Origin of the sequence: Micromonospora musae, assembly GCF_003626545.1 — a bacterium.
Lineage (GTDB): Bacteria > Actinomycetota > Actinomycetes > Mycobacteriales > Micromonosporaceae > Micromonospora > Micromonospora musae.
In genome coordinates this window covers 21,002-46,711 of sequence record NZ_RAZS01000012.1, presented here as the reverse complement: position 1 = coordinate 46,711, position 25,710 = coordinate 21,002, and the positions used below count along the sequence as shown (strand labels likewise).

General features: G+C 71.5%; 24 protein-coding genes. 17 read left to right on the top strand and 7 right to left on the bottom strand.

Annotated elements, in window-relative coordinates; genetic code table 11:
- Positions 1–897, bottom strand: a complete 897-nt coding sequence (locus D7147_RS26835; RefSeq protein WP_120682532.1) for an ABC transporter permease — start codon at positions 895–897, stop codon at positions 1–3.
- Positions 898–1,113: 216 nt separating this feature from the next.
- Here D7147_RS26835 and D7147_RS26830 point away from each other — a divergent pair, with 216 nt between their 5' ends.
- Positions 1,114–1,716 (top strand): TetR/AcrR family transcriptional regulator, encoded by a 603-nt coding sequence (locus D7147_RS26830; protein WP_120682794.1) that lies wholly within the window; start codon positions 1,114–1,116, stop codon positions 1,714–1,716.
- Positions 1,717–1,783: 67 nt separating this feature from the next.
- On the opposite strand, the gene lhgO is transcribed toward D7147_RS26830, so the two are convergent.
- Complete coding sequence (gene lhgO / locus D7147_RS26825) at positions 1,784–2,980, bottom strand: L-2-hydroxyglutarate oxidase (protein WP_120682530.1); 1,197 nt, start codon at positions 2,978–2,980, stop codon at positions 1,784–1,786.
- A gap of 115 nt (positions 2,981–3,095) precedes the next feature.
- Here lhgO and D7147_RS26820 point away from each other — a divergent pair, with 115 nt between their 5' ends.
- The 9 genes from D7147_RS26820 (at position 3,096) to D7147_RS26780 (ending at position 12,102) form a co-directional block, all read left to right on the top strand.
- The gene (locus tag D7147_RS26820) at positions 3,096–4,235 is read left to right on the top strand and encodes a DegT/DnrJ/EryC1/StrS family aminotransferase (RefSeq protein ID WP_120682528.1); all 1,140 of its coding nucleotides are present in this window, start codon (positions 3,096–3,098) and stop codon (positions 4,233–4,235) included.
- A gap of 26 nt (positions 4,236–4,261) precedes the next feature.
- The gene (locus tag D7147_RS26815) at positions 4,262–5,194 is read left to right on the top strand and encodes an NAD-dependent epimerase/dehydratase family protein (protein ID WP_120682526.1); all 933 of its coding nucleotides are present in this window, start codon (positions 4,262–4,264) and stop codon (positions 5,192–5,194) included.
- A 366-nt stretch (positions 5,195–5,560) separates the two neighbouring features.
- The gene (locus D7147_RS26810; RefSeq protein ID WP_120682524.1) at positions 5,561–6,748 is read left to right on the top strand and encodes a glycosyltransferase family 4 protein; all 1,188 of its coding nucleotides are present in this window, start codon (positions 5,561–5,563) and stop codon (positions 6,746–6,748) included.
- A 2-nt stretch (positions 6,749–6,750) separates the two neighbouring features.
- Positions 6,751–7,377 (top strand): acyltransferase, encoded by a 627-nt coding sequence (locus tag D7147_RS26805; RefSeq protein ID WP_120682522.1) that lies wholly within the window; start codon positions 6,751–6,753, stop codon positions 7,375–7,377.
- 44 nt (positions 7,378–7,421) lie between these two features.
- Entirely contained in the window at positions 7,422–7,661 is a 240-nt protein-coding gene (locus D7147_RS26800; RefSeq protein ID WP_120682520.1) for an acyl carrier protein, read from the top strand.
- Positions 7,654–8,409, top strand: a complete 756-nt coding sequence (locus D7147_RS26795) for an SDR family NAD(P)-dependent oxidoreductase (protein ID WP_120682518.1) — start codon at positions 7,654–7,656, stop codon at positions 8,407–8,409. Before D7147_RS26800 ends, D7147_RS26795 begins: the two co-directional genes overlap by 8 nt.
- Entirely contained in the window at positions 8,406–9,827 is a 1,422-nt protein-coding gene (locus D7147_RS26790) for an AMP-binding protein (protein ID WP_120682516.1), read from the top strand. The genes D7147_RS26795 and D7147_RS26790 overlap by 4 nt, the downstream gene beginning before the upstream one ends.
- Positions 9,824–10,870 (top strand): LuxE/PaaK family acyltransferase, encoded by a 1,047-nt coding sequence (locus D7147_RS26785; protein ID WP_120682514.1) that lies wholly within the window; start codon positions 9,824–9,826, stop codon positions 10,868–10,870. The genes D7147_RS26790 and D7147_RS26785 overlap by 4 nt, the downstream gene beginning before the upstream one ends.
- On the top strand, positions 10,867–12,102 hold the full coding sequence (locus D7147_RS26780) for an acyl-CoA reductase (RefSeq protein ID WP_120682512.1): 1,236 nt from the start codon (positions 10,867–10,869) through the stop codon (positions 12,100–12,102). The genes D7147_RS26785 and D7147_RS26780 overlap by 4 nt, the downstream gene beginning before the upstream one ends.
- Positions 12,103–12,165: 63 nt before the next feature.
- Here D7147_RS26780 and D7147_RS26775 read toward each other — a convergent pair whose 3' ends face one another.
- Positions 12,166–13,221 carry a lysylphosphatidylglycerol synthase transmembrane domain-containing protein gene (locus tag D7147_RS26775; RefSeq protein ID WP_120682510.1) on the bottom strand — a complete coding sequence of 352 codons (1,056 nt, stop codon included), beginning with the start codon at positions 13,219–13,221 and terminating at the stop codon, positions 12,166–12,168.
- A 195-nt stretch (positions 13,222–13,416) separates the two neighbouring features.
- Here D7147_RS26775 and D7147_RS26770 point away from each other — a divergent pair, with 195 nt between their 5' ends.
- The 4 genes from D7147_RS26770 to D7147_RS26755 all read left to right on the top strand — a co-directional run bounded on the left by D7147_RS26770 (position 13,417) and on the right by D7147_RS26755 (position 19,688).
- Positions 13,417–14,517: a DegT/DnrJ/EryC1/StrS family aminotransferase gene (locus D7147_RS26770; RefSeq protein ID WP_120682508.1), complete on the top strand. Its 1,101-nt coding sequence runs from the start codon at positions 13,417–13,419 to the stop codon at positions 14,515–14,517.
- On the top strand, positions 14,514–15,479 hold the full coding sequence (locus tag D7147_RS26765) for a Gfo/Idh/MocA family protein (protein ID WP_120682506.1): 966 nt from the start codon (positions 14,514–14,516) through the stop codon (positions 15,477–15,479). Before D7147_RS26770 ends, D7147_RS26765 begins: the two co-directional genes overlap by 4 nt.
- A gap of 223 nt (positions 15,480–15,702) precedes the next feature.
- Complete coding sequence (locus D7147_RS26760) at positions 15,703–17,781, top strand: DUF6077 domain-containing protein (protein ID WP_147437451.1); 2,079 nt, start codon at positions 15,703–15,705, stop codon at positions 17,779–17,781.
- Positions 17,782–17,930: 149 nt separating this feature from the next.
- On the top strand, positions 17,931–19,688 hold the full coding sequence (locus tag D7147_RS26755; RefSeq protein ID WP_199734279.1) for a CDP-glycerol glycerophosphotransferase family protein: 1,758 nt from the start codon (positions 17,931–17,933) through the stop codon (positions 19,686–19,688).
- Positions 19,689–19,754: 66 nt separating this feature from the next.
- On the opposite strand, the gene D7147_RS26750 is transcribed toward D7147_RS26755, so the two are convergent.
- Both D7147_RS26750 and D7147_RS26745 read right to left on the bottom strand, forming a co-directional pair.
- Positions 19,755–20,294 carry an acyltransferase gene (locus tag D7147_RS26750; RefSeq protein WP_120682502.1) on the bottom strand — a complete coding sequence of 180 codons (540 nt, stop codon included), beginning with the start codon at positions 20,292–20,294 and terminating at the stop codon, positions 19,755–19,757.
- Positions 20,295–20,458: 164 nt separating this feature from the next.
- The gene (locus tag D7147_RS26745) at positions 20,459–20,797 is read right to left on the bottom strand and encodes a DUF952 domain-containing protein (RefSeq protein WP_120682500.1); all 339 of its coding nucleotides are present in this window, start codon (positions 20,795–20,797) and stop codon (positions 20,459–20,461) included.
- A 122-nt stretch (positions 20,798–20,919) separates the two neighbouring features.
- Between D7147_RS26745 and D7147_RS26740 the strand changes: the two genes are divergently transcribed.
- From D7147_RS26740 to D7147_RS26730, 3 genes are all read left to right on the top strand, one after another.
- A complete protein-coding gene (locus D7147_RS26740) occupies positions 20,920–21,231 on the top strand; it encodes a hypothetical protein (protein ID WP_120682790.1) in 312 nt (103 codons plus the stop codon).
- A gap of 178 nt (positions 21,232–21,409) precedes the next feature.
- The gene (locus tag D7147_RS26735; protein ID WP_120682788.1) at positions 21,410–22,066 is read left to right on the top strand and encodes a response regulator transcription factor; all 657 of its coding nucleotides are present in this window, start codon (positions 21,410–21,412) and stop codon (positions 22,064–22,066) included.
- A gap of 9 nt (positions 22,067–22,075) precedes the next feature.
- Complete coding sequence (locus tag D7147_RS26730; protein WP_120682499.1) at positions 22,076–23,512, top strand: sensor histidine kinase; 1,437 nt, start codon at positions 22,076–22,078, stop codon at positions 23,510–23,512.
- 184 nt (positions 23,513–23,696) lie between these two features.
- Here the strand turns inward: D7147_RS26730 and D7147_RS26725 are convergent, their stop codons facing one another.
- Together D7147_RS26725 and D7147_RS26720 are read right to left on the bottom strand one after the other, a co-directional pair.
- Positions 23,697–24,647 (bottom strand): TAXI family TRAP transporter solute-binding subunit, encoded by a 951-nt coding sequence (locus tag D7147_RS26725; RefSeq protein WP_233563497.1) that lies wholly within the window; start codon positions 24,645–24,647, stop codon positions 23,697–23,699.
- Positions 24,648–24,751: 104 nt separating this feature from the next.
- On the bottom strand, positions 24,752–25,663 hold the full coding sequence (locus tag D7147_RS26720; RefSeq protein WP_120682494.1) for an AraC family transcriptional regulator: 912 nt from the start codon (positions 25,661–25,663) through the stop codon (positions 24,752–24,754).
- Between the last annotated feature and the right edge of the window lie 47 nt (positions 25,664–25,710).

Sequence of the window (25,710 nt, the reverse complement as noted above, 5' to 3'; positions counted from 1 at the left end):
TCAGCCACGGCCGTACTCCTGTTCGCCGCGCCAGAAGTAGAGGTAACCCCCGACGCCCATCACGATCGCCCAGCCGGTGGCGACCAGCCACAGCTGGGGAAGGGACGAGTTGAGCACCGGCGCCTCCTCCAGCAGCGCGACCCGGGCCAGCTCGATGTAGACCAGCATCGGATTGAACTCGACCAGCTTGGTGGCCCAGCCGGGCAGGCTCTTCTCGAAGAGGACGACGCTGTAGAGCACGCCGGAGCCGTACATCCAGGCCCGCATGACGAACGGCATGACCTGCCGCAGGTCGGAGACCTTCGCGCCCATCCGGGCCACCGCCATGGTGAGACCGGCGTTGAAGATCGTCTGGAGCAGGACCGCCGGCACCAGGATCAGCCAGGCGAGGGTGATCGGCTCGCCGGTCACCAGCACGATCGCGAGCAGCACCACCAGCGAGCCGAGCAGCTGCTGGAACTGGGTGACCGTGATCGCGAGCGGCAGGCAGGCGCGGGGGAAGTGCAGCGCCCGGATCAGCCCGAGGTTGCCGCTGATGGCCTGCGTGCCGTTCTGTGCCGCGGTCTGGGTGAAGTTGAAGATGAACAGTCCGGTGCAGAGGTACGCGATGAAGTTCGGAATGCTGTTCTGCTCCAGCACGATGCCGAAGATCAGGAAGTAGACCGCCGCGTTGGTCAGCGGGGTGAGGACCTGCCAGAGCTGCCCGAGTCGGGCGTTGCTGTACGACGCGACCAGCTTGGCGTTGGCGTAGGCGGCGATGAAGTGCCGGTAGTGCCAGAGCCGCCGGCTGTAGTCGGCCAGGGACGGCCGCTCGCCGGCAACCCGGAGTCCGTACCGGGCGGCCAGCTGGGCCTGGGTCAGGCCAGCATCGGGGTCGGCCAGCGCGGTGTTGGCCATGCGTGTGGCGCTCCGATCTTGGAGGTCGAGGTGTTGCGCGCTCGATGGTCTCAGACGTGGCCAGTGCGGGGGAGCGCCGCCTCGTCGCTGCGTGGACAGTAGTCCGAAAGACGTCGGGACGCAACCGTATCGTCGTTGCGCTAGGGTGGTGCCCGTGACGTGCGGAAAGAGTCCCAGGTGACGGACGGAAAACGGCGGGCTCCGGCCGGGGCGGCGGTGCTGCGGGGCGACATCACCGCGGCCATCCGCCGCGCCCTGATGCAGGAGCTCGCCGCGGTGGGGTATGGCCGCCTCTCGATCGAGGCGGTGGCGCGCCGGGCGGGCGTGAGCAAGACCGCGATCTACCGGCGGTGGGGCTCCAAGGTCGAGCTGGTGCTGGACATCGTGGCGGCCGCCGCGCACGGCAAGCTGCCCGCGCTGGACACCGGCAGCCTGCGCGGCGACCTCGCGCTGCTCTTCCAGGTGGTGGCGCACGCGCTGCGGCACCCGCTCGCCTCGCAGATCATCCCCGACCTGCTCGCCGAGGCCGCGCGCAACCCGGCCATCGACGAGACCCTGCAGAAGGTGCTGCGGGCCCGGCAGCAGGAGATCGGCGGGCACATGATCGAGCTGGCCGTGCGGCGGGGTGAGTTGCCCGCCGACACCGACCCGGAGGCGGCCGTCGACCTCATCGTCGGGCCGCTCTACTGGCGGCTTGCCATCGCCCGTAACCCGCTCTCCGACAGCTACCTGGAGACGCTGGTGGAGGCGGTGGCCGTCGGGCTCGGGGCCGGTGCGGCCGTGCCGAGGCCGCGACGGACGGCGCCGGCCGACCGCTGAGGCGCGGTCGCGGGGCGGTGGCAGAGCCATCGCGCGGTCTGCTGTGGACCGAGTGGGCCGGCGTCGGTCAGCGGACGGCGTCGACCGGGAGCCGGGAGACGATGTGCCGCGCGATCTCCAGGGAGCTGGTCGCCGCGGGGGAGGGCGCGTTGAGCACGTGCACCTGCCGGTCGGCCTCGACGATGAGGAAGTCGTCCACCAGCCCGCCGTCGGGCCGGATCGCCTGGGCGCGGACGCCCGCCCCGGCCCGGACGATGTCCGTGGCGGTCAACTCCGGCACCAGCCGCGCCAGGCTGGCCGCGAAGCGCTTCTTCGACAGTGACCGGGCCACCTCGGTCAGGCCGTACCGGTAGTGCTGCCGGCCCAGCGCCCACAGCCCGCGGAAGCTGAGTTCGTCCCAGACGTCGCGGGGGCTGACCCGGCTCCAGGAGTAACCCTCGCGGGCGGTGGCCAGCACCGCGTTCGGCCCGGCGTGCACGCTGCCGTCGATCATCTTGGTCAGGTGGACGCCGAGGAAGGGGAACTGCGGGTCCGGCACCGGGTAGATCAGGCCGTGCACCAGGTCGCGTCGCTGCGGGACCAGCTCGTAGTACTCGCCGCGGAACGGCACGATCCGCACCGGCGTCGGTACGCCCGCCAGCCGCGAGATCCGGTCGGCGTGCAGACCGGCGCAGTTGATCAGCACGTCGGCGACGAACTCGCCCGCGGTGGTGCTGACCACGACGCTCTCCGGGCGGGTCACCACCCCGGTCACCTCGGTGCCGGTCCGCAGGTCCGCCCCGCCCGCGGTGAGCAGCTCGGCGAGCTTGCGGCAGACCGCGCCGAAGTCGACGATGCCGGTCGAGGAGACGTGCAGCGCCGCGACGGCGGCCACGTGCGGCTCGTACTCGGCCGCCTCGGCCCCCTCGATCAGACGTGCCGGCAGGCCGTTGGCGAGCGCCCGCTGGTGCAGGTCGTGCAGCCGGGGCAGCTCCTCGGGGTCGGTGGCGACGATCAGCTTGCCGCAGATGTCGTACGCCAGCCCGTGCTCGCGGCAGAACTCGACCATGGAGGCGCTGCCGGCCTTGCAGAGCGTGGCCTTCAGGCTGCCGGGCTTGTAGTAGACGCCGGCGTGGATGACGCCGGAGTTGTGGCCGGTCTGGTGGGCCGCCCAGCCGGCCTCCTTCTCGAGCACGGTGACCTGGTCACCCGGCCGGTCGATCATCAGCCGGTGCGCCACGGCGAGCCCGACGATACCGCCGCCCACCACCACAAACCTGGTCATTTCGTCTCCCCTGCCCGATGCCGGGACCGATGGTAACCAAGCGCGCCGCGCCCGACCGAGGCACCACTGCAGAGGTTGCCCTAGACTGCTGCGGGTCCATCTCTGGGGGAGTCACATGTCTGAGGTCATCGCGCTCGGTCAGCCCACCGTCGGGGAGCCGGAACTGGCCGCCATCGCCGAGGTCTTCGCCTCCGGCTGGCTCGCCGGCGGCGGTCCGACCGCTCGTCGTTTCGAGGAGCGCTTCGCCGCCGCCGTCGGCACCCGGCACGCCCTCACCACCAGCAGCTGCGGTTCGGCGCTGCACCTGGCGCTGCTCACCCTCGGCGTGAAGCCCGGCGACGAGGTGGTCGTCGCCGACTACACCTTCCCGGCCACCGGCCACTCGGTGATGTGGGCCGGCGCGACCCCGGTCTTCGCCGACGTCCGGCCCGACACCTGGACCGTCGACCCGGCGGCCGTCGAGGCCGCGATCACCCCGCGCACGGTAGGCATCATCGCCGTGGACGCCTTCGGGCAGCCCGCCGACTACGACGAGCTGCGCGCCGTCGCCGACAAGCACGGCCTGTTCCTGGTGGAGGACGCCGCCTGCTCGGCCGGCGCCACCTACAAGGGTCGCCCGGCGGGCAGCCTCGCCGACGTGGCCACGTTCAGCTTCCACGGCCGCAAGGGCATCACGGCGGGTGAGGGCGGGGCGTACGTCACCGACCGTGAGGACCTCGCCACGCACGCGCGCAAGCTGCACACGTACGGTGTCGAGGGGGCGCTCACCCGCGCCGAGCTGTCGAACCTGCCGATCCCGACCTTCACCGAGCTGGGCTACAACTACCGGCTCTCCGACATCTCGGCCGCCATCATGCTGGCCCAGCTCGACCGGCTGCCCGACCTGCTCGCCACCAAGCGCCGCGTCGCCGCCCGCTACGGTGAGCTGCTCAAGGACCACGAGCTCATCACCACGCCGTACGAGGCGCCCGACCGCGAGCACCCCTGGCAGTCGTACGTCGTGACGCTCGCGCCCTCGGTCGACCGGGGGACGGTCGCCATGGCGCTGCGCCAGCGCGGCGTGCAGTGCACCTTCGGCACGTACGCCTCGCACCTCCAGCCGCTCTACGGCGAGACCGCGCCGTGCCCGGTCTCGGCGGACCTCTTCGCCCGCCACCTGGCCATCCCGATGCACGCCAACCTCACCGACGCGCAGGTCGAGACCGTGGCCACCACGCTCATCGACGTCGTCAACACCACGGCCACCGGCCGCTGATCCCCCAAGGAAGGACAGGCTCCGCCATGTCGAAGCAGACCGTCTTCATCACCGGAGGCGCCGGTTTCATCGGCCTGCACGTGGTGCCGATGCTGTTGGAGAAGGGCTACCGGGTCCGCATCTTCGACAACATGTTCCGCGGTGACCGGGACCGGATCAACGAACTCGTCGCCACCGGCGACGTCGAGCTGATCGACCAGGACGTCCGTTACGGCGGCGCGGTCCACGCGGCCATGAAGGGCTGCGACTACGTCATCCACCTCGCCGCGGTCTCGATCAACAAGAGCCAGGCCGACCCGTACGAGTCGATCGACATCAACATGGTCGGCAACCACAACGTCTTCGCCGCCGCCGCCGACCACGGTGTCAAGCGGCTGGTCTTCGCCTCGTCGGCCTCGGTCTACGGCGACCCGCAGAAGCTGCCGATGCACGAGGACGACCGGCTCGACCCGCTCACCCCGTACTGCATCTCGAAGCGCGCCGGTGAGGACCTGCTCGGCTTCTACCAGCGCAGCAAGGGCCTGAACTGGATCGCCCTGCGCTTCTTCAACGTGTACGGCCCGGGCCAGAAGCCGACCGCCTACTACACCTCGGTCATCAACCACTTCGTGAAGCGGTTGAAGAACGGCGAGCCGCCGGTCATCGACGGCAAGGGCGAGCAGTCGATGGACTTCATCCACGTCCACGACATCGCGCGTTCGGTCGTCATGGCGATGGAGGCCGAGCAGGGCAACGTGCCGGTCAACATCGGCACCGGCCTCGACACCTCGATCGCCAGCCTGGCCGAGATCCTGATCAACGCCGTCGGCGTCGACGTCCAGCCGCAGTTCAACCCGCGTGAGGTGCTGGTCAGCCGCCGCGCCGCCGACATCACCCGGGCTCGTGAGGTGCTCGGCTGGGAGCCGACCATCGCGGTCGAGGACGGGATGACCGACCTGATCAAGACCGAGGTGGCGTGACCCGGCGTTACCCGCCTGACAGCCCGTACTGACCTTGACGGCGGGCGCCGGCATCACCGGAGATCCGCCGTCGCAAGGCCGCTGGGCGAGCCGTTCCGCTTGCCGCGGTCACGGCCGTCGCGTCACCGGCGCCACGTCCGTCCCGGCCGGCACGGCGACAGTCCCTGGTGGGTCGTTCCACCGGGGACTGTTGTCGCCGTGCACGGTTGGGGCCGTGCGGTTGCCGGGGCGGTCAGGTTCCACCGCCGGTGCCGGCTGAGGTAGCGTGGGCCCGCTCGCCTCCCGACAACTCTCCTGGCCCGGCGTACTATCCACCGATGGGCCGGACCCCCCCGACCCTTCGCCGACCTCGACAGGAGTACCGCTGTGCGGATCGCGGTCGTCAACAACTTCTTTCCGCCCCGTCCCGGCGGGAGTTCGCACCTGGCAGCTGCGTTGGCGGAGCGTTATGTCGCCGCAGGCCACGAGGTGTTGGTGCTAACCGCGGCGTATCCCGGTGCTCCCGCCGAGGAGGAGCGTCACGGCTACAAGGTCGTGCGGCTGCCGGCGATGCCGATGCCGAAGCTCGGCCTCTCCATCGACTTCGACATGGCGTTCGCCCTGGCCCGGCCGGGCAACATGCGCCGGGTCCGGCGGCTGTTGGACGAGTTCGGGCCCGACGTCATCCACCAGCACGGTCAGTTCTTCGATCTGAGCTGGATCTCCGGCTGGTACGCGCGCCGACGCAAGCTGCCCGTGCTGCTCTCCATCCACACCCGGCTGGAGAGCCCCGATCCGAAGTACGCCGCGCTCTTCAAGGTGCTGGACCGGTGCCTGGTCAAGCCGATCATCACGCGGTTCCACCCGCGATACGTGATCATGGATGAGCTGGCCGCCAGCTACTGTGCGCAGCGTTACGGTGCGACCACGGTGGATTACGAGTACATCCCAGTCGCGGTCGAACCGTCACGATTCGCCGTCGAGTCGACACTCGACATCCGCTCGCGACACGGTGTCGGCGACGCTCCTCTGATCGTGTCCCTCGGCCACGTGATCCCGTTGCGGGACCGCCTCGCCCTGGTTGAGGCGCTGCCGACGATCCTCGGCAAGCACCCCGAGACCAAGGTGATGGTCATCGGCCGGGTCTACTACGACGCCTTCGCCAAGCGGGCTGCCGAACTCGGCGTCAGCGAGGCCATCATCACCACGGGCGTCGTCCCCTCGACCGAGGTGCCCGCGTACTTCGCCGCGGCCGACGTCGTCGCGCACGATCTGCAGGGCGGTGGATTCGGCACGGCGAGCCTGGAGGCGATGGCGTCCGGCCGGGCGACCATCGGCACGGTCACCGAGACCAATTTCCCTGCGGTCCAGCTCCGCAACTGGGAGAACTTCGTGCTGGTTCCGCCGAACGATCCGAGCGGGCTCGCCGACGCGGTGATCCGGCTGCTGGACGATCCAGAGGAGCGGGAAATCATCGCCAAGCGGCAGCGGGACCTGGTCTACGGCCACTTCACCCTCGACGTGGTGACCCGCCAGCACCTGGACGCCTTCGAGCGCATGACGGGGCGAGTCTGAACATGTTCCTCGACGACGAGCGCAGCAACCGGCTGCGCCCCGCCATCCTGAACGATCTCGTCGGTAACCTGCTCAACGACGTCGAGCGGGCGCGCTACCTGGGTCTTCCGGAGACCACTCGGATCCGTGAACGTACGAAGATCGTCAGCCCGGAGAACCTCTTCATGGGCGAGCACTGCTGGGTCGGTGAGAACACGGTTCTGGACGCCAGCGGTGGGCTGGAGATCGGTGACCACACCAGCATCGGGTTGAACTGCCTGGTCTTCACCCACTCCAGCTGGCTGGCGAACATGATGCTGGAGAACCATTCGGGCAGCGATCTGATCGAGCGCAAGCCGGTCAAGATCGGCAAGGGTTGCTTCATCGGTGGCAACAGCGTGATCATGATGGGAGTCACGATCGGTGACTGCGCCACGATCAGCCCCCTGTCGGTGGTGACCAAGGACGTTCCCGCCTACAGTTTGGTCTCGGGCAATCCGGCCCGCGTCTTCCAGCGCTACGACCAGGAATACCTCCGCGGCGAAGCGGACCGGGTACGAGCCGAGAACGCAGCCCGCAGAGCCCGCGCCGAGGCGCGGGGAGAGACTCAGGTGTGGGGCGCACCCGCCGCCAGCCGCGACGATCAGTGACGCCCGTCACCACGAGCCACCGAGAACGACGGAGATACTCGACCATGACCCTGAACGACCGCCTGCGTGCCGTCTTCGTGGACGCGCTGGAGCTGCCCGAGGGCACGGATGTGGAGAACCTCAACTACCGCGGGATCGAGCAGTGGGACTCCCTGGGACACATGACCCTGGTCGCCGCGATCGAGGACGAGTTCGACGTCCAGCTGGAGACCGACCAGGTCATCGACATGAGCAGCTTCAAGGTTGCGCTCGACATGCTTCGGGGCCTCTCCGTCGATGAGTGAGCTGACCGGCCGCGTCGCGCTGGTCACGGGCGGGACCCGGGGCATCGGTCTGGCGACCGCCCGGGCACTCACCGACGCCGGCGCGACCGTGGTCATCACCGGTCGGGACGCGGCCAACGCCGCGACCGTGGCCAAGGAGTTCGGCGGGTACGGCCTGGGTCTCGACGTCGCGGACTTCGACGCGGTCGGCACGGCGGTCAAGCGGGTCACCACCGAGCACGGTGGGCTCGACATTCTGGTCGCCAACGCCGGGATCATGGAGAACGGCCTGCTCGGCATGCTGCGCGGCGAGGACGTTCGCCGCACCCTGGACGTCAACGTCTCGGGTGCCGTCGCCGCGGTGCAGGCGGCCGGTCGGGCGATGGCGCGTCGCCGGAAGGCGTCCGACGGCAGCGAGCGTCGGGGCGGCTCGATCGTGCTGCTGGCATCGGTCGTCGGCATCTACGGCGCGGCCGGCCAGTCCGTGTACGCGGCCTCGAAGGCGGCGGTCGCGGCGCTGGCCCGCTCCGCAGCGCGGGAACTGGGCGGTCGGGGTGTCCGGGTGAACGCGGTGGCCCCCGGGGTCATCCGTACCGACCTCACCGCCGGCCTCCCGGCGGAGGTGCTCGACAAGCAGGCGGGCGCCGCCGCGCTCGGCCGCCTCGGTGACGCCGACGAGGTCGCCGACGTGATCCGGTTCCTCGCCGGGGATGGCGCACGGTACGTCACCGGGCAGGTGCTCGGCGTCGACGGGGGACTTGTCGCATGAATCTCATCGCACCATCGGCGCGGCTCATCGACGCCGCCACCGGTGAGATCCTCGCCGGAGCGGAGCTCAGCGCCGCGGTCGACCGCACGGCCGAGGCGTACGCGGCCCTGCCGCCGGGCGTCGTCTTCGCCCGCGCCGGCACGTCGGTGCCGACTGTGCTGCGGTACGCCGGTGCGCTGCGCGCTGGACGGGCGGTCGCCCTGCTGGACCCGGCGCTCGACCCCGCCGTGCTCGCCGATTTCATCGGTCGGTTCGAACCGGCGGTGGTCGTCGGCCTGGCAGAAGGCGGCGCGGGCGCGGACTCGGGCGAGCGACCGAAGTCCTACCAGCAGGTGGACGACGAAGTCCTCGGGCCGGTGTGGCGCCGGGAGGTCCCGCCGGCCGACCAGCCGCACCCGGAGCTGGCCGTGCTGCTGGCGACCTCAGGTTCGACCGGTGATCCGAAGTTCGTCCGGCTCTCCAGCTCCGCGGTGTCGTCGAACGCCGCGGCCATCGCCGAGGCGTTGGCGATCGGCCCGGACGAGATCGCGCCGACCAGCCTGCCGCTGTATTACAGCTTCGGCATGTCCGTGCTCAACAGCCATCTCGCGGCCGGCGCCACCGTGCTGGTGATCGACGGCGGTGTGCTGGCCCGGGAGTTCTGGCAGGCGGTGCAGACGTACGGCGCGACGTCGCTGGCCGGCGTCCCCTACAACTACGAGATGCTGCACCGCATCCGCTGGTCACCCGCGAAGTATCCGTCGATCCGTACCCTCACGCAGGCCGGCGGCAAGCTGCGCGACGAGATGATCCTCGCCTTCCACGAGAAGATCAGTGCGGCCGGGGGCCGGTTCCACGTCATGTGGGGCTGCACGGAGGCCGGCCCGCGAATGAGCACGCTGCCCGCGGACGCGCTGCCGGCCCGGGTGGGCTCGGTCGGGCCCGCGCTGGCCGGTGGGTCCTTCAGCGTGGTGAACGCCGAGGGCGCCGAGACGGCAGCCCCGGGCGTGATCGGGGAGCTGGTGTACCGCGGTCCGAACGTGATGATGGGGTACGCCGAGAACTCCGCCGACCTGACTCGGGGTGACGACCAGGGCGGGGTGCTGCGCACCGGTGACCTCGGCCACCTCGACGAGGACGGGTTCGTCTGGCTGCGTGGTCGGATCAAGCGGTTCGGCAAGATCTTCGGTATTCGGGTCAACCTGCACGACATCGAGGAGATGCTGCGTGACCAGGGACCGGTGGTCGTGGTGTCCGGTCCGGACAAGGTCGTCGTCTTCGTCGAGGGCATCGACGAAAATGCCGCCCGCGACCTCGCCGGACGGCTCGCCGAGCGGCTCAAGCTGCACCGGTCCGGATTCGACGTCCGAACCATCGAGCGGTTGCCGCAACTGCCCAACGGCAAGATTGATTACCGCTCCCTGGAGGCGCAGGTATGACCCTGTTCACCCTCGACCAGGCCACTCGTGAAGCGCGGCTGCTGCCGGAGCTGGTCGAGCTCACCGAGCATCACCGGGCCAACAGTCCGGAGTACGCGCGGCTGCTCGCCTCGCTCGGCCATCATCCCGGACGGCGTTACGAGCGGATCGCGGATCTGCCCTGGCTGCCGGTACGGCTGTTCAAGCACCACGTGCTCAAGAGCATCACCGACGACGAGGTGTTCAAGGTGCTCACCTCGTCCGGTACGACCGGCGACGTGAGCCGCATCTACCTCGACAAGGAGGCGGCCGGGCTGCAGCAGAAGATGCTGTCTGCGACGCTCAGCCCGGTGATCGGGCCGCGCCGGCTGCCGATGCTGCTGGTCGACACCCGGGCACTGTTCAAGGACCGTCGGTCGTTCTCGGCCCGCGGCGCCGGAGTGCTCGGCCTGATGAACTTCGGCCGCGATCACACGTTCGTGCTCGACGAGAACGACCGGCCCGACCTGGAGGCGGTGCGCGCCTTCCTCGACAAGCACGGTGACCAGCCGTTCCTCATCTTCGGCTTCACCTTCATGACCTGGCTCTACCTCTACGAGCTGGCACGGGAGAACAAGCTCGACCTGAGCAACGGCATTCTGATCCACAGTGGTGGGTGGAAGAAGCTGACGGACCGGGCTGTCGACAACGACGAGTTCCGGCGCCGTTTTGCCGAGGAGACCGGGCTGCGGCGGATCCACAATTTCTACGGCATGGTCGAGCAGATCGGGCTGACGTTCCTGGAGGGGACGGACGGCGGAGGGCTGTACTGCCCGGACTTCTCCGACATCATCATCCGCGACCCCCGCACCTGGGAGGAGGTGCCGGTCGGCACGCCGGGCGTCGTCCAGGTGGTCAGCACCCTGCCGCGGTCGTACCCCGGGCACCTGCTGCTCACCGAGGACCAGGGCGTGGTGCACGGCGTCGACGACGGCGTCTGGCCGGGTAAGCGCTTCTCGATCCTGGGACGCCTGCCGCGGGCGGAGGCCCGTGGCTGCAGCGACACCTTTGCGGAGGCGGCATGAGCAAGGTCATCGAGAGGTTCCCCGCCGGCGGTGCGATCGACGTCGACGACCTGCTGGCGGCTCTGCGGAACACCCCGGCGGGCGGGCCGCTCACCGTCGGTGACGATCGGGTGGTGGAGTTCCTCGTCGCGTTCGCGCGGCGGCTGCTCCGTCCGGCCGTCGCCCGGCGCTACCCCGAACTGGGGTCACTCGGCTTCTTCCTGCGTCGCGCGGAGATCAACAAGCTGTTGGCCCGAGTGGCCGACGAGCCGGGACAGCTGCGCTTTCCCCGAGGCACGGTCTTCCACGTGCCGCCCGCGAACGTGGACACCATCTTCGTCTACTCGTGGGCGCTCTCCGCTCTGGCCGGCAACGCCAACGTGGTTCGAATCTCGTCCCGCTCGGCAGGTGCGGCGGACGCCGTTCTCGACGCCCTGAACGACACCCTGGCCGAGGCGGACGAAGCGGTTCGGCAGACTCAGCGGATGGTGACGTACGGGCGTGACGACGTCGTCACGGGAGCGCTCTCCGCCGCGGCCGACCTCCGGGTCATCTGGGGCGGGGACCGCTCGGTGAACGAGATCCGACGGCACCCGCTCGCTCCGCACGCCCGCGACGTGACCTTCCCGGACCGTTCGTCGTTCACCGTTCTCAGCAGCGCCGGTTGGTTGGGCGCCGACGAGCGGGAGCGGGACGCGGCGGCTCTCGGGCTCTACAACGACTCGTACTGGTTCGACCAGGCGGCGTGCTCCTCACCGCGCACCCTGTACTGGGTCGGCGACGCGGCGGCCACCGAGGCGGCCCGGACCGACCTGTTGGCCCGCTTGCGGGCGGTGCTGGACGGCAAGCGGCCGGAGGTCGACGCGGCGATGGCGGTGGAGAAGCGGGTCGCCACGTACGGACTGGCCGTCGACGGCACCGCGACTGCCATTCGTTTCGACGGCAACGAGTTGGCGACGGTGGAGCTCGCCGATCCGGCGGACATCCCGCGACGCTGGCTCGGCGTCGGCACCTTCCCGCAGGCGCGGGTCGACACGCTGGCCGAGCTCGCCCCGCTCGTGGTTCGCCGCGACCAGACCGTCACCCATTTCGGGTTCAAAGCCGAAGAACTAGTCGATTTCGCCCGGACTGTGGCCGGTCGCGGTGTGGACCGGATCGTCCCGATCGGTGATGCGCTCAGCTTCGCCGCCACCTGGGACGGATACGACCTGATGCGGGAGTTCACCCGCATCACCAGCATCATCGCCCGCTGACCCGCTCGAACGACAGGGGCCCGGTACGCCACGTGGCGTACCGGGCCCCCGTCGTTCGCTACGTCAGGAGGCGGCGGTCGGCGCGCCGATCGGCACCGTTTCGGGTCCGCCGCGCAGCTGCCGCATGCCGGACAGGGCCGCGATGCCCGCGGCGAGCACGTCGGCGATGGTGAAGATCAGCCGGGACGCCAGGGCGATGCCCATCGCGGCTCCGACCCCGCCACTGCCCAGCAGGAACGGCGCCAGCGCGGCCACCAGCACGGCTTCCCGCACGCCGAGCCCGGACGGGGAGAGGAAGGCGAACATGCCGACGGTCATCGCGATCGCGAAGGACCCGATGCTGCGCAGCAGCCCACCGACACCGGGCGCGGCCTGCGCGTTCGCCAACAGCCACAGGTGCACCCCGAACAAGGTGTAGCCGAGCGCGCTCCAGCCGACGACCCGGAGCACACCCGGCCAGGTGAGCCGGTGTTCCAGCGGCGGCCGGCGCAGCAGCTTGAGAGCGAGCTGCACGAGCATGGTGAGCACCCGGGGAATCGCGCAGATCAGGGCGATCGGGAAGAGGACCGCCACGATCCAGAGCGCCACCCGGACCGGCTCGGCGTAGTTGGAGTCGGCGCCCGCCGCTGCCTCCCGCAGCGAGGGCAGACTGAGCAGTCCCAGGCCGAGCGCGGCGGTGACGCTGAGCCCGACGGTCACGAGGGTGGCCAGGAAAGCCCGGGCCCGGGGCAGACCCACCCGCTTGCTGAGCTCGATCTGGAGCACGTAGGCCCAGACACTGCCGGGGATGTACTTGCCCAGCTGGCCGACCAGGCAGATGCGCAGTGCGGCGGCGATCGAGACGCGGTGCTCGAGGTCGGCCACGGCGGCCCGCCAGGCCATCGTGTTGGCCACCATGCCCAGCAGCGCCGCGAGGACCGACAGGACGACTGACGGCCAGGCCAGGCCCAGCCAGGTCGAGCGGACCTGGGGCCACTGGTCGACGACACTCCAGGCCATCCCGGCCACGATGGCGGCAATGACCACGACGCGTACGGCGAGAGACAGCCACTTTCGGGAGCTGCGGGGAGCGGCGGCCGGGGTGGCTTCGGTGTCGGGCCGCGTAGCGGTATCTACCACTGGTTATCTGCCTCCGCGTCGTTGTCCACCCGATCGGGGGAGGGGTTGACAAAGCAAGGCACTACACTAGCCCAGGCTTGGTGCCGCCACGCACCCCGACGTGACCTCCGTATCCAACGGCGGGCAACGTAATTTGTGAGCGTGTGCCGCCGTTAACGTCTGCTCGCTGCCACCGACCCCCCGAGGAGAGACGCTGTGATCCCCATTTCCGTCGTCAAGCTGGACGAGGCGGCTGAACAGCTGGCGGTCGAAGTGATCCGATCAGGCAGAATCGCTCAGGGGCCGATGGTGGCTCGACTGGAGAGCGAGTTCGCCGACGTGGTCGGGGTAGAGCACGCGGTGGCGGTCAACAACGGCACCACCGCGTTGGTCGCGGCGCTGGAGGTGCTCGACCTCCAGCCCGGCGACGAGGTCGTGACCAGCCCCTTCACCTTCGTCGCCACGCTCAACGCCATCCTGGAAGCCGGTGCCACCGCACGCTTCGCCGACATCCGCGAGGACGACTTCTGCGTCGACCCGGAGGCGCTCGCCGCTGCGATCGGCCCGCGTACCAAGGTCCTCATGCCGGTCCACCTCTACGGGCAGCCCGCCGACATGGACGCGATCGCCCCGCTCGCCGAGCGGCACGGCCTGGGCCTGGTCGAGGACACCGCCCAGTCGCTGGGCGCGACGATCTCCGGACGTGGTGCGGGCAGCTTCGGGCTCGGCACCTTCTCGCTCTACGCGACGAAGAACCTCACCACCGGTGAGGGCGGCATGATCACGACGAACGACGAGGCGCTCGCCGACCGGCTGCGGGTGCTGCGCAACCAGGGCATGCGCCAGCGCTACCAGTACGAGGTGGCCGGCCACAACTACCGCCTCACCGACCTGCAGGCCGCGCTCGGTATCCCGCAGATCGCCACGTACGGCGACAGCGTCAAGCGCCGCAAGGACAACGCCGCCCGGCTCTCCGCCGGCCTGGCCGACGTCCCCGGGCTGCGCCTGCCGACCGAGCTGCCCGGCCGGTCGCACGTCTGGCACCAGTACACCGTGCTGATCACCGACGAGGCCCCGGTCAGCCGGGACGAGGTGATCGCCCGGCTGACCGAGCAGGGTGTCGGCTGTGGCATCTACTACCCGAAGACGGTCTACGACTACGACTGCTACCGCGACCACCCCCGCGTCATCGCCGACCCGGCCCCGGTGACCGAGCGCGTCGTCCGGCAGTGCGTCTCCCTGCCGGTGCACCACCACCTGACCGACGGTGAGGTCGACCAGGTCGTCGAGGCCGTCCGGACGGCGGTGGGCGCGTGAGCGGCAAGCTGCGTGTCGCCCTGGTCGGTACCGGGGTGATGGGGTCCCTGCACGCCCGCGTGGTCGCGCAGTCGGAGCGGGCCGAGCTGGTCCGCGTGATCGAACCCCGGCCCTCGGTCGGTCAGCAGGTCGCCGAGCAGTACGGCGCCGGCTGGGCGCCGGACGCCGACGATCTCTCCGACGTCGACGCGGTCGTGATCGCGGCCCCCACCGAGTTTCACCACGACCTCGCCCACCAGGTGCTCGCCGCCGACAAGCCGTTGCTGATCGAGAAGCCGGTCTGCGGCAGCCTCGCCGAGACCGAGGAGATCGTCGCGACCGCCGAGAAGCGCGGCCTTCCCCTGCTCTGCGGCCTGCTGGAGCGCTTCAACCCCGCCGTGCAGACGGCACTGGCCCTGGTCGACCGTCCGGTCCACCTGAGCGCGACCCGGCACTCGCCGTACGCGCCGCGGATCCGCACCGGCGTCGCCTGGGACCTGCTCATCCACGACGTCGACCTGGCCATCCAGGCCTTCGGCGGCGAGGAGCCCACGTTGGTCCGGGGAACGCTCGGCCACTTCCACCCGGACTCGCTGGCTGAGGCCGAGGACTTGGCCGAGACCCTGCTGAGCTTCGGTTCCGGCGCCATGGCGAACGTCTCCGCGAGCCGGATCGGACAGCGCAAGGTCCGGACGTTGGTCATCAGCGAGGTCGACCGATTGATCGAGGCCGACCTGATCCGCAAGGACGTCACCATCTACCGGCACGTCTCGCTGGACGCCGCCACACCGGACGGCCGCGGCTACCGCCAGCAGAGCATCATCGAGGTGCCGGAGCTGCTCACGAACCGGGAGCCGCTCGCCGCCCAGCTGGACCACTTCCTCGACATCGTCGCCGGCACCGCCGACGCCGACGTCGAGCGGCAGCGGATCCTGCCGGCGCACCGGGTGGTCGGCCGGCTCTTCGACGACACCGGCGCCTGAGGCGCACCACGACGCGTACCTGCCCCTGGTGTCCGGACGTCCCGGGCGCCAGGGGCTTTGTCGTCTGATTCGTACCATTCGCCTGTTCCGTGCCCCGCTCTGCGGTGTTGCCCGCAGAGGTCGGCGACCCGAAGGTTTCGGGTAAGCTGCCGCCCGGACAACAGCGGGTGCCGGTTCGGTGCCCACCCCACACCTCGTTCGCCACCCAGACCAAGGATGCGCCGTGCCGAATGTGGATACCCTCGTGACCGAGCGGGGCGGCGCGTCGGCGCCGTCCGGCGAGCGCGAGCAGGCGAGGACGCGGCGGCTCGGTTCGCTCGTCAGCGCTCTTCCGGCGCTACTCACCGACGGTGCGGTCTACGCGTTCGCGCTCTGGACCGTCCTGTACCACGCGGCCTTCCTCTTCGACCTCCGGCCGTCGGTGACCTTCCTGGTCTGGCTGGTCGGGTGCGTGCTCGTCGGCGGCTACGTCGCCCTCCGGCGCTGGCGGCGCCGCACCGGCGCGGCGTCCTCCGACGAACGAGACGGCCCGGCCGAATCCCCGGCGGCGACGATGGACCGGCGGTGGCTGCTGCCGACCATCGCGGCGGCGGTGCTCGCCGCGGTCACTGCGGGCCTCGACGGAGTTCCCTGGCTGGTGCCGGCGGTCGCCGGCGTCGCCGCCGCCGTCGGCGCGGTGCTGCTCACCCGGCGGGCCTGGCTCGCCCGTCCCGGCGTCGGGTCGGACGCCCCCACCGAACGGTCCTGGCAGTCCGGCTACGCCCTGGTCGCCTCGGGGCTCGTCGGCATCGCCTCGCTCTTCATCGCCCGGAACACCCCTGACGACGTGTTCTACGTCGGCAAGTCGGTCTGGGTCGCCGAGCGCGACATCGTGCCGCTGCGCGACTTCCTCTTCACCGAGCAGGTGGCCGCGCCGCTGTCGTCGCAGCCGCCGATCGCCTCGATCGAGGTGCTGGCCGGCGCGCTCGGCCGGTTCCTCGGCATCCACGCCGCCTCGGCCACCTGGTACGTGCTGCTCCCGGTGCTCGCGGTGCTCGCGGCACTGTCGCTGTGGCGGCTCATCCAGCGCTGGGCGCCGCGCCGGCCGGTGCTGGCGTTCACCGTCGCCCTCGCCTTCCTCGCCTTCGTCTGTGGTGACGACGCCGCGCTCGGCACCTTCCACCTGCCCCGGCTGCACGAGGGCAAGGGCATGTTCGTCTCGGCGGTGGTCCCGCTGCTCTGGGTCTACCTGACCCGCTGGTTCGACACCCGCTCGCGCAAGGACCTGGCCCCGATCATCGCGATCTCGATCGTCGCGACCGGGCTCACCTCGACCTCCGTGATGATCCTCCCGTTGCTGGTGGGCGCCGCCGGACTGGGCATGCTGCTGGTCGGTCGCTGGCGGGACGCCCTGGTGGCCGGGGTGGCCGTCATGGCGTACCCCATCGGCGCGGTGATCGTCACCCGCATCGCCCTGGGCCCGATGACATCGGTGATCGCCAGCGCCCAGTTCTTCGACGCGGAGGGCACCTACCGGCGGACCCTGCTGATCGGTGTGCTCGGGGTGATCTGCGGGCTCGGGCTGTGGTGCGGCCCGTTCCTGGTCCGTCGCGGCACTCCGGCGCTCTTCGCCGCGGGCGCGACCGCGGCCATGAGCGTGCTGCTCGTCCCGGGGGTGCTCGAGGCACTCAGTGCCGGGTCCGGGCTGGCGGCGGTGCTCTGGCGGGTGCCCTGGTTCGTGCCCCTGCCCGCACTGATCGGGTTGCTCTGCACGATCGACTTCGCACCGCTGGCCCGGGTGGCCGCCCTGCGCGCGGTGGTGGGTGCCGCGCTCGCCGCGGTGCTGGTCGGCGCCTTCGCGGTGGCGGGTACGCCGATGTGGTCCGTGCGTAGCTTCGTCGAGGTCCACGAGCGCCCGACCTGGAAGTTGCCCCAGCAGCGGCAGAAGATCGACTTCTGGATCTGGAACCTCGACGACCGCCCGCCGGGCCTACTGCTCGCGCCGTCGACGCTGATGCGCACCATGCCGATCGTCACCAGCGAGGTGCGGGTCGTCATGGCCCGTAACGGCTACCTGGTCGACTACGACATGAACTCCCAGTTCTCCCAGGACCGGCTCAAACTCGCGGCGTTCGCGGACGGCGTGGACCAGATCGCGCCGGTCTCCGAGCTGGCCGCGGCGATGGACCGACTGGACGTCGGCACGGTCTGCGTCTACAACGGCAACCGGAAGGCTCGTGATCTCGCCCCTGAGCTGGGCCTGGTGAAGTTCGCCTCGCGCAAGGCGCCGGGCGCGGTCACCTGTTACCGCCGCACCGCCTGACCGTTGCGTGGCACCCGGCCGTCACCCATGTATCGAATGGAGTTAAGGTCCCTGACGCCGGCCGTTGTTACCGAAACCGGACGGCTCGTGCGATCGACCCCAGAATGCCCTGGGCTGAGCCCGGGCCCCACCCGATGGGAGCGTCCTCGTTGTTCGGCAAGTTGATGGGACCGGCGGGAGTCGCCGCCCGTGGCGCGCTGCTGCTGGTGGCCTACTTCGTGATGCTCGCCTCCGGGGCGCTCGGCTGGGCCGTCGTCTTCGCCGTGGCCGGACTGGTCGCGCTCGCCGGTGAGTACGCGCTCGCCCGCTGGTCGCCCGCCACGCACACCCTCCTGGAGAAGGTCGGTCTGCGTGGTGACTACCGGCAGCTCGCCCGGGACCTCGCCACCGTCCTGCTGGTGGTGGCCGCGGTCGGCCCGAGCATGGGCGAGCTGAGCCTGATCCTGCTGCTGCCGGGCGCGGTCTGGCTCATCGCGATCTTCGCCGGAGCGCTCAACACCATGATCGACCGGCGTAACCCCGTCTCCGCGCTGGTCCGCAACATCGACCTGGGGCCGATCAACTTCGCGCCCCGGCCGCCGGCCTGGACGTCCCGGCTCGCGGGTGACCGGCTGGCCCTGGTCAACATCGCGATCGCGCCCGCCGCGGTCGTCGGGGCGGTGCGGGACACCGCCACCCCGGTCGTCGCCGTGGGCGTGGCGGCGCTGGCCGCCGCGGCGGTGGTCGGCGCGATCGTCGCCGTCACCTGGCTGTGCGGCCGTGGCAGCGGGCCCGGCCCGCTGATGCCCGCCGTGCAGCGCTGGCTCGACTCGTACCGGCCGGAGGCGGCGCTCTACTTCGCCGGCCCGGCCAAGGACGTCTACCAGGCGAACATGTGGCTCGCGCCGACCGAGGCGCTCGACCGGCGGGCGGTGGTGCTGATGCGCAGCCGGGAGGCGTTCTCCGAACTCGCCGACACCCGGCTGCCGGTGATCTGCGTACCGGCCGGTGTGGACTTCATGAACCTGGAGTTCGGCAGCATCCGCGCCGCGCTCTACGCGGCGAACGTCGGAGCGAACATCCACATGCTCCGGGAGCCGGGCATGAAGCACGTCTTCGTCGGGCACGGCGACAGCGACAAGGCCGCGAGCGTCAACCCGTACAGCAAGGTGTACGACGAGGTGTGGGTCGCCGGTCTCGCCGGCCGGGAGCGGTACGCCCGCGCCGGGGTCGGCGTGCTCGACGCCGACATCGTCGAGATCGGACGCCCGCAGCTCGCCGGGGTGACCACCTTCGGCGCGGAGTCGGTCGACCGGCCGTTCACCGTCCTCTACGCCCCCACCTGGGAGGGGTGGCTGGACGACGATCCGTACCACACCTCGCTCGTGCTGATGGGGGAGCGGATCGTCCGGGGACTGCTGAAGGCCACGCCCGGACTGCGGCTGATCTACAAGCCGCACCCGTTGACCGGCTCCCGGGCCAAGGAGGCCAGGGCGGTGCACGAGCGGGTGGTGGAGCTGATCCGGGCCGCCGGCGGTGACGTCGACGCGACCTCCCTCGACGGCACCCGGCACCTCGTGGTCACCGGCCGCACGCCGGGCCTCTTCGACTGCTTCAACCAGACGGATCTGCTGATCAGCGACGTGTCCAGTGTGGTCTCGGACTTCGTGCAGAGCGAGCGGCCGTACGTGGTGGCGAATCCGGGTGGGCTGCCGGAGGACGAGTTCCGCCGGCAGTACCCGACCTCACGGGCGGCGTACCTGCTGGCCCGCGACTGCGGCGAGCTGGAGAAGATCGTCGCGGTGACCCGCGCCGGCGACGACCCGATGACCGAGGCCCGGCGGGAGCTGAAGACCTACCTGCTCGGCCCGGCCGACGCGAACCCGATGGACCGGTTCCGGGAGGAGGTCGCCCGCCTCTGCGGCTGACCCGGCTTATCCGCGACGGCGGTGGACGGAGTGCTCCGTCCACCGCCGTCGCGTCGTTCGTGGGCCCTACCGCTGGGGCGGGTTCGCCACGTCGCGGGAGATGACCTCGCCCTTCTCGTCGACCCAGCCCCGCGGCCGGGCGGGGTTGCCGACGACGAGCTGGTACGGCGCCACGTCCCGGGTCACCACCGAGCCGGCCGCGATCATCGCGTACTCGCCGATCTCGACCCCGCAGACGAGGGTCGCGTTCGCGCCGATCGAGGCGCCCCGACGCACCACGGTCGGCGTGATCGTCCAGTCCGGGTTCTGCGCCCGGGGCCGGAAGTCGTTGGTGAAGACGGCGCTCGGCCCGACGAAGACCTCGTCCTCCAGGGTCACGCCCTGGTAGACCGAGACGTTGTTCTGGATCTTGACCCGGTCACCGACGGTGACGTTCGCGTCGACGTACACGTTGCGGCCGATGACGCAGCCGGCCCCCACCGTCGCCGACGACCGGACGTGGGCCAGGTGCCAGACCTTCGTGCCGTCGCCCACCTGGGCGCCCTCCTCCACCTCGGCGGTGGGGTGCACGAAGACGGAGGGTGCCGGGGAAGTGTTGTCAGTCATCGTTCAACTCGCATCGGGTCGCAGGGTGCGCCGGGGCGCCGTCGGTGAGCCGCGCCGCCGTACGCCGGGAGACCGGCCGGCGGCCGCGCGGATCGGGCTGCCGCGCCGGCGACGGGACGGAGTGTGCGGGCCGGGCGCGGGACCCGGCGTAGCATAGCGAGCCCTCAACCGATCAACGCGGCCACCGCGTCGGCGGCCGGCACGTCCGCCGGCAACGCCCGTGCCTCGACCACCGCCGCCACCGGCAGCGGGCCGTAGAGGTGCGGAAAGAGTTCCCCGCCGCGCGACGGCTCCCAGCGCAGGCGCTCGCCGAGCCGGGCCGGGTCCACGGTGAGCAGGGTCAGCCCGGTGGCCCCGGCGAAGTGCCGCTGAGCCGTACCCACCAGCTGGTCGTGGCCGGAGAGGTGGATGAAGCCGTCCTGGTGGTCCACCGCCGTGCCGGAGAGGTGGCCGGCGGCGCGGGCGTCGTCCCACTCGATCGTCGGCAGCAGCTTGTAGATCATTTCAGCAGCGTACGCGGGCGGCTGTGGGTACGACCGGCGCGCGCCGTTTCCCCGGTACCGGCCCGAGGCCCGGGTCCGGCCCGGCATGCTCGAAGGTGGAGCGGATCGCGGAGGGATGGGCGATGCGGAACTACGACGACGACTGGACCGACAGCCAGCGTGCGCTGTACGACGAGTGCTACCAGGCCGGCAGCGACTGGGCCCAGGATCCGGAGACCCCCTCCGACGACGTGCAGTACGTGATCAACCTGGCCGAGGGGGACGACGACTCCCTCGGCGACTCGGAGCTCGACTACCCACCCCTGGTCGACGCGGTCACCGAGGCCACCGGGGAGAACATCACGAGCGTGCCCGCGAGCCACGACGACCCGGCCTTCCGTGGCTTCGTCGACGGCGTACGCGACGGCATCGCGGACGACACCTTCGGTCTCTGACCGCCGGCCCGACCCGCGCCCGCGCCGGGCCCGCCGACGCGCCGCCCGGCGTGGTCGGGCGGGCCGGCAGCCGCGGCCTCGGCCGTCCGGCGGGGCCTGCCACCGGGGCGGCCCTCCCGCCCGCACCCAGCTTCTGCCACCATTTCGCAGGACGAGGGTTCGACGGATGGGGGGCACGGTGCGCATCCTGCTGGTCGAGGACGATCGCCGGGTGGCCGCCGCCCTGTCGTCCGCGCTGAGCCGCCGCGGCTACCAGGTCGAGCACGCGGCGACGGTCGCCGCGGCGCTCTCCGCGGCGCCGTGCGACCTGGTGCTGCTCGACCTGACCCTGCCCGACGGGGACGGCACGGACCTGTGCCGGGAGCTGCGCCGGCGCAGCAGCCAACTCGGCATCATCGCGGTGACCGCCCGCGGTGAGGAGCGCGACCGGGTGCTCGGCCTGCGGCTCGGCGCCGACGACTACGTGGTGAAGCCCTTCTCGATGGTGGAGCTGCAGGCCCGGATCGAGGCGGTGCTGCGTCGTACGGCGCAGGCCGCGCCGGAGCGGAACCTGATCGAGGCCGGTGCGGTCCGCATCGACGTGTCGGCGCGTACGGTGACCGTCGACGGCCGGGACGTCACGCTCACCCGCAAGGAGTTCGACGTCCTGCTCTCCCTCGCCCGGCAGCCCGGCGTGGCGGTGCCCCGCGACCGGATCCTCCTGGACGCCTGGGGCACCACGTGGACCGACCGGCACACCGTCGAGGTGCACGTCGGCTCGCTGCGCGGCAAGCTCGGCGATCCCCGGCTGGTGGAGACCGTACGCGGCATCGGCTATCGGCTGCGGAGCGAGTGAGGTGATCCGGTGCGTCGTCGGCTGGTGATCAGCTACCTGCTGCTGATGGTGCTGGTCCTCATCGCGCTGGAGACCCCGCTCGCGTTGATCCTCGCCACCCGGGAGACCGACCGGGTACGCGCCGACCGGCTCGCCGACGCCACCCGGTTCGCCTCGCTCGCCGGGCCCGCGCTGCGCGGCGGCAGCACCGGCCCGTTGCAGAGCGAGCTGCGCAGCTACGACGCGCTCTACGGCATCGGCGCGGTGGTGGTCGACCGGGACCGCGACACCGTCGTCGACTCGATCAGCTGGCACGGCGCCCCGGGCACCACGCTGGCGCTGGACGCTGCCCTCGCCGGGCAGCAGGTCAGCGGCCCGGAGTCGGTGTGGCCGTGGCAGAGCGGGCCGGTGATCGTCGCGGTGCCCATCAACGACGGCGGCGAGGTGCTCGGGGCGGTCGTCACCGCCAGCCCCTCCGCCGCGCTCCGCCGTACGGTCACCACCTGGTGGCTGCTGCTCGCCGGGATCGGCCTGCTCGCCGTGCTGGCGTGTGTGCTGACGGCCTTCGGGCTGGCCGGCTGGGTGCTGCGACCGGTCACCGAACTGGACGCGGTCACCCACGAGATCACGAAGGGTGACCGCAGCGCCCGGGTGCAGCACCACCTCGGCCCGCCGGAGCTGCGCCGGCTGGTGGCCAGCTTCAACACGATGGCGGACGCGGTCTCGGACGTGATGGACCGGCAACGGGCCTTCGTCGCCCACGCGAGCCATCAACTCCGCAACCCGCTGACCGCGCTGCGGCTGCGGGTGGAGGAGCTGGGCCCGAGCCTGACCGATCCGCAGGGCCGGGCAGAGCACCGGCTCGCCCTGGAGGAGACCGACCGGCTGGCGCTGGTGCTGGACGGGCTGCTCACCCTCGCCCGCGCCGAGCGTCAGGAGAACGAGCGGGTCACCGTCGACGCGGCCGAGGTGGCGGCCTCCCGGGTCGCTGCCTGGCGACCACTGGCCCGGCACCGATCGGTAGCGCTCAACCTCGTCACGTGCGACGCGCCGGTGTACGCCCGGACCGTCCCGACCGCCGTCGACCAGGCCCTCGACGCGCTCATCGACAACGCCGTCAAGTTCAGCGGCACCGGCGGAGAGGTCAGCGTGACGGTGGCGGCCCACGAGGGTGGAGTGGCGCTCGAGGTGCGCGACAACGGGCCGGGAATGACCGCCAGCCAGCTCGGCCAGGCGACCGAGCGGTTCTGGCGGGCGCCGGACGTGCAGAACCTGGACGGCGCGGGCCTCGGCCTGGCCATCGCGGCGGTGCTGGTCGACGCCTCGGGCGGACGGCTCACCATGTGGGCGGGCGAGCCGCGCGGCCTGGTCGCCGGGCTCTGGTTCCCCGGGCCCGACGACGGGCCGCCGCCCGCCGCGTCCGAGGCCGACCCGGTGCCGCAGCGGTTGCCCGCCGCCGCCGGCTAGTGCGGTGTCCAGGAACGTTGGCGGTGTCGCGGCGAGGTCCAGGCGGCGGTCCGGCAAGGCGGAGTCGGGCCTGGATACCGGTGTTGTATCCAGGCCCGACTCCAACGCGGCCGGTCGTCGTCTGGGCCCGGCGCGGCCCGGTGAACGTTTCTGGACACCGCACTAAGGTCGGTTTCGAACCGGGTCAGGGCTTCGCCGCTCGGTACCAGGCGGCGGCGCCGGAGTGCAGCGGCAGCGGCGAGGTGGCGATCGCCGAGCGAGGGCTCATCCGTCGGGCCGCGGGATGCGCGGCGGCCAGCTCCGAACGGCGCTCCATGAGCAGCCGGGTCACGTTCCGGACCAGCGGCTCGGGCAGGTCGGCGCGGACGATCAGGAAGTTCGGGTTGGCGACCGTGGTGACCGGATCCAACCCGTACACCGAGCGCGGGATGTCCCGGGAGACGTAGAACTCGCCGTAGCGCTCCCGCAGCGGCTGCGTCCACGCGCCGAGGTCGATGATCCGGGTGGGGCTGCCGCCGGCCAGGTCGGCGATCGCCCCCACCGGCAGGCCGCCGGAGAAGAAGAACGCGTCGATCCGGCCGGACCGCAGCGCGGCCACCGAGTCGTCCAGGTTGAGCCGGGTCCGGCGGACCCGGTCACCGCCCAGCCCGGCGACGTCCAGCAGCCGGGTCGCGGTGATCTCGGTGCCGGAGCCGGCGGGGCCGAGGGAGACCCGCCGGCCACGCAGGTCGGCGACCGTGCGCACCGGGCCGCCGCCGGACGTGACGAGGTGCAGTTGGTCGTCGTAGACCCGGGCGATCGCGGCCACCCGCGGGTCCGCGCCGGGGGCGGCGGGCAGCACGTCCGCCTGGGTGAAGCCGAGTTCGGCCTGGCCGCCGCCGACCAGGCGGACGTTCTCCGCCGACGCGGCGGTCACCACGACGCTGGCCCGCACCCCGGGCAGCTCCCGGTTGAGGATGGCGGCCAGCGACTCCCCGAACGCGTGGTAGACGGCGGTCGGGGAGCCCGTCGCGATCCGGATCGTCACCGGCTCGCCCGGCGCGTCCCGGCAGCCGGCGACAGTGAGGCTCACGGCGAGCAGCACGGCCAGCAGCGTGGCGGGTGGGGCGGCGCGTCCGGGCCGGGTACGACTCACGGGCTGCACTCTGCGCCCGGCGTCCCACCCGCGCAACCCCCGCGCCGTCGGGCGTGGCTGGCCGTCCGGCTCGTGTGGCCCGCGGCAATGCGCCGGTGTGGATCTCAGCCCGTCGGGGCGAATCGGCTGCGGTAGGCGCGCGGGGTGAGGCCGGTGGTGCGTTTGAACGCGACGCTGAGCGCGCTCTCCGAGCCGTACCCGACCGCCCGGGCGACGCCGGCCAGCGTGTCGTCGCCGCGGCGGATCCGGTCGGCGGCGAGCTCGATCCGCCAGCCGGTGAGGTACTCGACGGGGCTCCGGCCGACGACCTCCTTGAACCGGGCGGCGAGCGTGGACCGGGAGACCGCCGCGACCCGGGCCAGCTCGCCCACGGTCCAGGGCTGGGCGGGGTGGGCGTGCATCGCCCGCAGCGCGGGTGCGAGCACCGGGTCGGTGAGGCCGGCCAGCCAGCCGGAGCCGCCGGCGCGGGCGAGGTGCAGCCGCAGGATGCGGATCAGCATGACCAGGGCGAGATGCTCGGCGACCAGGGTGCCGCCCAGCGCTGTCGTCCGCAGCTCGTTGCCGATCTCCCCGACGGCCCAGCGCACGGTCGCGGCCTCGGGCCTCGTGGCCGGAACGTGGATGACCGGCGGCAGGGCCTCCAGGAGCAGGGTGCGGGCGCGCTCGGTGAAGGAGAACGCGCCGCCGATGAGGAGGACGTCGTCGCCGGTGCCGGCCCGGGCCACGCCGTCGGCGGCCGTCTGGAAGATCGGGCCGGCCGGTTCGGGCGGGGTGTCCGGGTCGCCGGCCAGGGTGAACGCCCGGGGCCGGGTCAGCAGGAAGCAGTCGCCCGCGGCGAGGGCCACCGGCTCGGGTACGCCGTCGACCCGAAGCAGGCAGCTGCCCCTCCGCACGGCGTTGAACTTGACGCCGGCCGGCGGGTCGAAGCGGAGCGCCCAGCGGCCGCCCGCCGCCAGCGCGGCGGAGAGCTGACTGGTCACGCCGACCAGCGCGAGCACCTCTTCCAACGGATCCACGACCGCTCCAATGGACGCTCACTAAAGAGTGACGGACTCTAAACTAC

What these genes read in the sequence shown, in the direction of transcription:
- D7147_RS26835 (WP_120682532.1), bottom strand. Translation starts at nt 897, where the DNA reads ATGGCCAACACCGCGCTGGCCGACCCCGATGCTGGCCTGACCCAGGCC.
- lhgO (WP_120682530.1), bottom strand. Translation starts at nt 2,980, where the DNA reads ATGACCAGGTTTGTGGTGGTGGGCGGCGGTATCGTCGGGCTCGCCGTG.
- D7147_RS26820 (WP_120682528.1), top strand. Translation starts at nt 3,096, where the DNA reads ATGTCTGAGGTCATCGCGCTCGGTCAGCCCACCGTCGGGGAGCCGGAA.
- D7147_RS26815 (WP_120682526.1), top strand. Translation starts at nt 4,262, where the DNA reads ATGTCGAAGCAGACCGTCTTCATCACCGGAGGCGCCGGTTTCATCGGC.
- D7147_RS26805 (WP_120682522.1), top strand. Translation starts at nt 6,751, where the DNA reads ATGTTCCTCGACGACGAGCGCAGCAACCGGCTGCGCCCCGCCATCCTG.
- D7147_RS26800 (WP_120682520.1), top strand. Translation starts at nt 7,422, where the DNA reads ATGACCCTGAACGACCGCCTGCGTGCCGTCTTCGTGGACGCGCTGGAG.
- D7147_RS26795 (WP_120682518.1), top strand. Translation starts at nt 7,654, where the DNA reads ATGAGTGAGCTGACCGGCCGCGTCGCGCTGGTCACGGGCGGGACCCGG.
- D7147_RS26790 (WP_120682516.1), top strand. Translation starts at nt 8,406, where the DNA reads ATGAATCTCATCGCACCATCGGCGCGGCTCATCGACGCCGCCACCGGT.
- D7147_RS26785 (WP_120682514.1), top strand. Translation starts at nt 9,824, where the DNA reads ATGACCCTGTTCACCCTCGACCAGGCCACTCGTGAAGCGCGGCTGCTG.
- D7147_RS26780 (WP_120682512.1), top strand. Translation starts at nt 10,867, where the DNA reads ATGAGCAAGGTCATCGAGAGGTTCCCCGCCGGCGGTGCGATCGACGTC.
- D7147_RS26750 (WP_120682502.1), bottom strand. Translation starts at nt 20,294, where the DNA reads ATGACTGACAACACTTCCCCGGCACCCTCCGTCTTCGTGCACCCCACC.
- D7147_RS26745 (WP_120682500.1), bottom strand. Translation starts at nt 20,797, where the DNA reads ATGATCTACAAGCTGCTGCCGACGATCGAGTGGGACGACGCCCGCGCC.
- D7147_RS26740 (WP_120682790.1), top strand. Translation starts at nt 20,920, where the DNA reads ATGCGGAACTACGACGACGACTGGACCGACAGCCAGCGTGCGCTGTAC.